Here is a 7,038-nt window from a genome sequence, read left to right as displayed (position 1 = left end):
CGCCGCGCGCCGTCATCGAGCACCCACACCTGTCGGCTGTTAGTTTTTAAAGAACATTCGCACGAGGCGCCTTGCCTTCGCTGCGTTGCTGCATCAGCAGCAGAGAAAGGAGATTATGAAGAACCTTTCAGTGTTCGTCAACAGGTTTTTACTACCGCAACCCCCGCCGACTCCGCCGGAAAACCGCGTTACTGCCGGCTCCCCCGCCTTCCCCGCTTCCCTCGCGCCGCGGTGTCCGCCGCGCGAAAGAGCGGAATTCTAGGCGCTTGCAATCGCAGTTGCAAGCGTTTTTTCGACATTGCCATCAGCGATGTTTGAAGACGGGTTTGCGCTTCTCGACGAACGCAGCCATCCCCTCCTTCTGGTCCTCGGTTGCGAACAATGAATGGAACAGCCGGCGCTCGAAATGCACACCCTCCGCCAAAGTTGTTTCGTAAGCGCGGTTGACGGACTCCTTCACCATCATCACCGCTGGCATCGGAAACTCGGCGATCGTTGCTGCCGCGGCAATCGCCTCATCGATTAAGGTCGCCGCGGGAATCACACGCGACACCAGACCCGCGCGCTCGGCTTCAGCGGCCTCCATAAACCGAGCCGTCAGGCACATATCCATCGCCTTCGCCTTCGATACTGCCCGCGGCAATCGCTGCGTGCCGCCCGCGCCCGGCATGACCCCGAGCTTGATTTCCGGCTGACCGAACTTTGCCGTGTCGGCTGCAAAGATGATGTCGCACATCATCGCGAGCTCACAGCCGCCACCCAATGCGAAACCGGCCACTGCTGCGATGATCGGCTTCCGAATCGATCGGACGGCTTCCCAATTTCGAGTGATGTAGTCGCCCTTATAGACGTCCATATAGGAATAGGTCGCCATCATTCCGATGTCCGCACCCGCCGCAAACGCCTTTTCACTCCCGGTGATGACAATGGCGCCAATGCCCTCATCCGAGTCGAACGTACGCAGGGCCTCACCGAGTTCGTCCATCAGAGCGTCGTTGAGCGCGTTGAGCGCTTTTGGACGGTTCAACGTAACAAGACCGACGCGGCCACGCGTCTCAACCAGAATGTTCTCGAAAGCCATGCACTCCTCCTAAGTGTTTACCTGCAGGCGCGAGGGGCTCGCGCTGCATCCTAATAATGCTAACATTCACCAACCAACCGGTCGGTCAATGAATCGACAAGGTTCCTTCTAACGATCAGTGAGTACCTCGCCCGCCATGACCCATCCGTTATTTACGAAGCACGAAGACACGCTGCAGAAAGCTCTTACCGCTATCGAGACCCGCGGCTACTGGAGTCCGTTCCCGGAAATGCCGAGTCCCAAAGTGTACGGGGAAACCGCGAACGCGGACGGCGAAGCGGCATTCAAGGCCCATCTGAACAAGACGTTCGAACTCGACCAGCCAATCACGGGCGAGACGGTTGGCGCAGAGCAATCGCCGTTCGGCTTTCCACTTGGCATCCGCTACCCGAAGTCGGAGCCGGATGCACTGATCACTGCCGCCGCCCAAGCCCAACGCAAATGGCGCGAAGGCGGTCCGAAAGCGTGGATCGGCGTGAGCCTCGAAATCCTCGCGCGTATCAATCGCTTGAGCTTCGAGATCGGCTATAGCGTCATGCACACGACTGGCCAGGCTTTCATGATGGCGTTCCAAGCGGGTGGTCCGCACGCCCAGGACCGCGCACTCGAAGCCATCGCCTACGCGTGGGACCAACTGCGCCGCATTCCTGCCGATGCTCACTGGGAAAAACCGCAAGGCAAGAACCCGCCGCTCGCGATGCAAAAGCGCTTCAACATCGTGCCGCGCGGGACTGCCCTCGTACTCGGATGCTGCACGTTCCCGACTTGGAACGGCTACCCCGGCCTCTTCGCCGACCTCGCAACCGGCAACACTGTCATCGTCAAGCCGCATCCGGGCGCGATCCTTCCGCTCGCGATCACCGTGCGCATCGCCCGCGATGTGCTGCGTGAAGCCGGCTTCGATCCGAACGTCGTGACCTTGCTCGCGACCAATCCCAACGACGGAGACCTCGTCCAGAACCTCGCGCGCCGCCCGGAAATCAAGTTGATCGACTTCACGGGCAGCACGCAAAACGGTACCTGGCTGGAGCGCAACGCGCACCAGGCACAGGTGTTTACCGAAAAGGCGGGCGTCAACCAGATCGTGATCGACTCCGCCGACGACCTCAAATCGGTCGCGCGCAACATTGCGTTTTCCCTCGCGCTGTACTCCGGACAGATGTGCACTGCTCCGCAAAACATCTACGTGCCGCGCGACGGCATTCGCACCGCCGAAGGCACGGTCTCTTTCGATGCCGTCGCTGAGGCAATCGCCGGCGCTGTCCAAAAACTCTGCTCCGATCCCGCGCGCGCCGTCGAACTGCTCGGCGCGATTCAGAACGAAGGCGTGATCCAGCGTATCGATGAAGCGCGCAAGCTCGGGCGTGTTCTCGCGGACAGCCAGTCACTCGAACACCCGGCGTTCGCGGACGCCCGCGTACGCACCCCGCTCGTTCTGCAACTGGATGCCGCGAAAGACGAGGCCCAGTTCACACGAGAGTGGTTCGGCCCGATCGCCTTCGTGATCGCGACGGACTCGACAGACCAGTCGCTCGATCTGGCCGGACGTATCGCCGCCGAGCACGGCGCGCTGACGCTTTCCGCCTACAGCACCGACGACACGGTGATCGAAGCAGCCGAGGAAGCATCGATTCGCGGCGGCGTCGCGCTGTCCATCAACCTGACGGGCGGCGTGTTCGTCAATCAGTCAGCAGCGTTCTCGGACTTTCACGGCACTGGCGCCAACCCTGCTGCCAACGCCGCGCTCGCCGACGCAGCCTTCGTGGCGAATCGCTTCCGCGTCGTTCAAAGCCGGGATCATGTTGAACCGAAGGCTGTTCCGGCGTAAGTCGGCCGAACGATGTAGGACGTTTGACCGACGTTTTGGCCTATGACTTTGGGCCGACTGATCGCGCACCAAACGTCGCACTAACATGCAGTCCATGGGCCGGTGTCCGCGCCGGCCCTCACTTTGCAGGAACTCCGACATGACTGATGCCTTTATCTGTGACGCGATCCGCACTCCCTTCGGCCGCTATGGCGGCGCCCTGAAAGACGTCCGCGCCGACGACCTCGGCGCCGTTCCGATCAAAGCGCTGATCGAACGAAACCCGGGCGTCGACTGGCGCACGCTCGACGATGTGATCTACGGCTGCGCGAATCAGGCGGGTGAAGACAACCGCAACGTCGCGCGCATGTCGGCGCTGCTCGCAGGACTGCCGACGGATGCGCCCGGCGGGACGATCAACCGTCTATGTGGATCGGGCATGGACGCAGTCGGTACGGCAGCCCGTGCCATCAAGGCCGGCGAAGCGCGCTTGATGATCGCGGGCGGCGTGGAAAGCATGACGCGCGCGCCGTTCGTGATGGGCAAGGCAACGTCCGCGTTTTCGCGGCAATCCGAAATCCACGACACGACTATTGGCTGGCGCTTCGTCAATGCCCAGATGAAGCGCGACTACGGCGTCGACTCGATGCCCGAAACAGCCGAAAACATCGCCGTCGACTTCAACGTGAGTCGCGCCGATCAGGATGCATTCGCGCTGCGCAGCCAGCAAAAGGCCGCCCGCGCGCAACGCGACGGTACGCTCGCGCAGGAAATCGTCGCCGTCGAGATTCCGCAGAAAAAGGGCGAGCCGGTTCGCGTGACGCTCGACGAACATCCGCGCGAAACGTCGCTCGAAGTGCTCGGCAAACTGAAGGGCGTCGTGCGCCCGGACGGATCGGTGACGGCAGGAAATGCATCGGGCGTCAACGACGGCGCGTGCGCGCTGCTGCTCGCCAATCAGGCCGCCGCAGACCAGTATGGCTTGCGGCGCCGCGCCCGCGTGCTTGGCATGGCAACGGCCGGCGTCGAGCCGCGCATCATGGGAATCGGCCCCGCGCCCGCCACGCAAAAACTCCTGACGCAGCTCGACATGACGCTCGAGCAGTTCGACGTCATCGAGCTCAATGAAGCGTTCGCATCGCAAGGTCTTGCCGTTCTGCGCCAACTCGGCGTGCGCGACGACGACCCGCGTGTGAATCCGAACGGCGGCGCCATTGCGCTTGGCCATCCGCTCGGCGCATCGGGTGCGCGTCTGATCACGACGGCGCTGTATCAGCTTGAGCGCATCAATGGACGTTTTGCCCTGTGCACGATGTGCATTGGCGTCGGTCAGGGTATCGCGCTCGCCATCGAGCGCGTCTGAACGGCGCGACATTGAATTCCGTATGGAGACGAGGAGACAACCGATGCCATATGAAGCGATCCGCGTAGATATCGACGCGGCCACGCGCGTCGCCACTGTGACGCTGAACCGTCCCGACAAGCTGAACAGCTTCACACGCGCGATGCATCAGGAACTGAGCGCGGCGCTGGACGAAGTCGAAGCGGCAGGCGCCCGCGCGCTCGTGCTCACGGGTGCGGGCCGCGGCTTCTGCGCCGGCCAGGATCTCGCCGATCTCGACTTCACGCCGGGCGCAATGACCGACCTGGGCGACCTGATCGACAAGCACTTCAATCCGTTGATCCGCCGCTTGCAGGCCCTCCCGCTGCCGGTGATCGCGGCCGTGAACGGCACTGCGGCAGGAGCCGGCGCGAACCTCGCGTTGGCGTGCGACCTCGTGTTGGCCGCTCGCTCGGCGAGCTTTATTCAGGCATTCGTGAAAATCGGTCTAGTGCCCGATTCCGGCGGCACGTGGTTCCTGCCGCAACGCATCGGCATGGCGCGCGCGTTGGGTCTCGCGATCACCGGCGACAAGCTCAGCGCCGAAAAGGCGGAAAGCTGGGGCCTCATCTGGCAAGCCGTCGACGATGCCGACCTGCAAAGCACGGCAGCTAGACTGGCGGCGCAACTCGCGCAGCAGCCGACGCGTGCCATCGCCGCGATCAAGCAGGCCATGCGGGCAAGCGCGACACAAACACTCGATCAGCAACTCGATCTCGAACGCGACATGCAGCGAGAACTGGGCGCATCGCATGACTATGAAGAAGGTGTCCGCGCGTTCATCGAAAAACGCGCGCCGCGCTTCGAGGGCCGCTGACATGTCCACGCAACCCGACCTGAGCAATACGATGACGCCCGACGAACTCGCCCGCGCAACCGCCGACGCCATGTACGCCAAGGACGCCTGCAGTCAGGCGCTCGGCATCGAAATTGTCGAGGTACGCGCGGGCTACGCGCGTATGCGCATGAGCGTGCGACCCGAGTTTTTGAACGGGCATCAGATCTGTCACGGCGGACTGATGTTCACGCTCGCCGATACTGCGTTCGCCTTCGCCTGCAACTCATACAACATCACCACCGTCGCCGCCGGTTGCTCGATCGAATTCTTGCGGCCTGTGCAAGGCGGCGACATCCTCACTGCGGAAGCTGTCGAACAGACGTTGAGCGGTCGCAGTGGCATCTACGACATTCGTGTCACGAATCGAGCAAATGAAACCGTAGCGATGTTTCGCGGCAAGTCCGCGCAGATCAAAGGCACGGTGATTCCCACTGACAACTGACGGTGCGCCTGATCGCGCCATAAATCACTGCTCCGCCTCTCGCGCGGAAACCTATTCTGAAAGAAAGGAGACACCCGATGACTACCCCGCTCCCGCTCGACCCGATCGAAAAGGCGAGCCGCGACGAGCTCGCTGCACTCCAGCTCGAACGGCTGAAATGGTCGCTCACGCATGCGTATGAAAATTCGCCCGTCTATCGTCGTAAGTTCGATGAAGCAGGCGTACATCCGTCAGAGCTGAAGTCGCTTTCCGACCTGTCGCGTTTCCCGTTCACCACGAAGAAGGATCTGCGCGACAACTACCCGTTTGGCCTCTTCGCCGTGCCACAGGAGCAGATTTCGCGGATTCACGCGTCGTCGGGTACGACGGGCAAGCCGACGGTCGTCGGCTATACCGCGCGCGACATCGACAACTGGGCCAACCTCGTCGCGCGCTCGATTCGCGCAGCAGGTGCGCGGCGCGGCGACAAAGTGCATGTGAGCTACGGCTACGGCCTCTTCACGGGCGGCCTCGGCGCGCACTATGGCGCCGAGCGCGCGGGCCTGACGGTGATTCCGTTCGGCGGCGGGCAGACCGAGAAGCAGGTGCAGCTGATCCAGGATTTCCGCCCCGACATCATCATGGTGACGCCGAGCTACATGCTGTCGATCGCCGACGAAATGGAGCGCCAGGGCATCGATCCCAAGGAATGCTCGCTGCGCATCGGCATTTTCGGCGCGGAACCGTGGACCAACGACATGCGCGTTGCGATCGAAGAGCGGATGGGTATCGACGCAGTGGACATCTACGGCCTGTCCGAAGTGATGGGGCCCGGCGTGGCGTCGGAATGCGTCGAGACCAAAGACGGTCCGACGATCTGGGAAGACCACTTCTATCCGGAGGTCATCAATCCCGAGACGGGCGAAGTGCTGCCGGACGGCGAGCTTGGCGAACTCGTGTTCACCTCGCTGACGAAGGAAGCACTGCCCATCATCCGTTATCGCACCCGCGATCTGACGCGCCTGCTGCCTGGCACCGCGCGAACGATGCGTCGAATGGAAAAGATCACGGGCCGCTCGGACGACATGATGATCATCCGCGGCGTCAATGTGTTCCCGACGCAGATCGAAGAGCTTTTGCTGAAGCAGCACGCGCTGGCGCCGCACTATCAGATCGTGCTGACCAAAGAAGGCCCGCTCGACGTGATGACGCTGAACGTCGAACCGTGCCCGGAGACCGCGCCGGATACGGCCGCGCTCATCGCCGCGAAACAGGCGCTCGCGTACGACATCAAGGCGATGATCGGCGTCACCGCGAATGTCGTCGTACTGGCTGTCAACGGCATCGAGCGTTCGGTGGGCAAGGCGCGTCGCGTGGTGGACAAGCGCAAAGCAGGCGCTTGACCATCGACGTTAGCGTGCGGAAGCAGAGTGGATAAGCAAAGCCCGACGGTAGCCATACGAGCCGCCGTCGGGCCATTCATCGGCAAAAAGCGTCAAGAGCAAGACCC

Annotated in this window: 7 protein-coding genes; 6 read left to right on the top strand and 1 reads right to left on the bottom strand. The window is 62.4% G+C overall.

Translation table 11 applies throughout. The annotated features are described in order from the left end of the window. Positions 1-318 (top strand): hypothetical protein (locus tag AB4Y32_RS37590; protein WP_368726132.1); only part of this gene is annotated, 318 nt, incomplete at its 5' end. Here the strand turns inward: AB4Y32_RS37590 and AB4Y32_RS37585 are convergent. Further along, entirely contained in the window at positions 305-1,081 is a 777-nt protein-coding gene (locus AB4Y32_RS37585; protein ID WP_368726131.1) for an enoyl-CoA hydratase, read from the bottom strand. The genes AB4Y32_RS37590 and AB4Y32_RS37585 overlap by 14 nt on opposite strands. A gap of 136 nt (positions 1,082-1,217) precedes the next feature. On the opposite strand from AB4Y32_RS37585, the gene paaN reads away from it, so the two are divergent. The 5 genes from paaN to paaK all read left to right on the top strand — a co-directional run bounded on the left by paaN (position 1,218) and on the right by paaK (position 6,931). Then, the gene (gene paaN, locus AB4Y32_RS37580) at positions 1,218-2,909 is read left to right on the top strand and encodes a phenylacetic acid degradation protein PaaN (RefSeq protein WP_368726130.1); all 1,692 of its coding nucleotides are present in this window, start codon (positions 1,218-1,220) and stop codon (positions 2,907-2,909) included. Between the two features lie 139 nt (positions 2,910-3,048). Beyond that, entirely contained in the window at positions 3,049-4,251 is a 1,203-nt protein-coding gene (gene pcaF, locus AB4Y32_RS37575; RefSeq protein ID WP_368726129.1) for a 3-oxoadipyl-CoA thiolase, read from the top strand. Positions 4,252-4,294: 43 nt separating this feature from the next. After that, entirely contained in the window at positions 4,295-5,086 is a 792-nt protein-coding gene (paaG, locus tag AB4Y32_RS37570; RefSeq protein WP_368726128.1) for a 2-(1,2-epoxy-1,2-dihydrophenyl)acetyl-CoA isomerase PaaG, read from the top strand. Between the two features lies 1 nt (position 5,087). Beyond that, on the top strand, positions 5,088-5,549 hold the full coding sequence (gene paaI, locus AB4Y32_RS37565) for a hydroxyphenylacetyl-CoA thioesterase PaaI (RefSeq protein ID WP_368726127.1): 462 nt from the start codon (positions 5,088-5,090) through the stop codon (positions 5,547-5,549). A gap of 77 nt (positions 5,550-5,626) precedes the next feature. Further along, positions 5,627-6,931 (top strand): phenylacetate--CoA ligase PaaK, encoded by a 1,305-nt coding sequence (gene paaK, locus AB4Y32_RS37560; RefSeq protein ID WP_368726126.1) that lies wholly within the window; start codon positions 5,627-5,629, stop codon positions 6,929-6,931. Positions 6,932-7,038: the final 107 nt, after the last annotated feature.

This window comes from Paraburkholderia phymatum (assembly GCF_040965635.1).
In the GTDB taxonomy this organism is placed as follows: domain Bacteria; phylum Pseudomonadota; class Gammaproteobacteria; order Burkholderiales; family Burkholderiaceae; genus Paraburkholderia; species Paraburkholderia phymatum_B.
Note: the sequence above shows the minus strand (reverse complement) of the source record. Positions and strands in the feature narration are given on the sequence as shown.

Bases quoted from the DNA above. Each gene is read 5' to 3' on its own strand.
- paaI (WP_368726127.1), top strand. From the start codon at position 5,088: ATGTCCACGCAACCCGACCTGAGCAATACGATGACGCCCGACGAACTC.
- paaK (WP_368726126.1), top strand. From the start codon at position 5,627: ATGACTACCCCGCTCCCGCTCGACCCGATCGAAAAGGCGAGCCGCGAC.
- paaG (WP_368726128.1), top strand. From the start codon at position 4,295: ATGCCATATGAAGCGATCCGCGTAGATATCGACGCGGCCACGCGCGTC.
- paaN (WP_368726130.1), top strand. From the start codon at position 1,218: ATGACCCATCCGTTATTTACGAAGCACGAAGACACGCTGCAGAAAGCT.
- pcaF (WP_368726129.1), top strand. From the start codon at position 3,049: ATGACTGATGCCTTTATCTGTGACGCGATCCGCACTCCCTTCGGCCGC.
- AB4Y32_RS37585 (WP_368726131.1), bottom strand. From the start codon at position 1,081: ATGGCTTTCGAGAACATTCTGGTTGAGACGCGTGGCCGCGTCGGTCTT.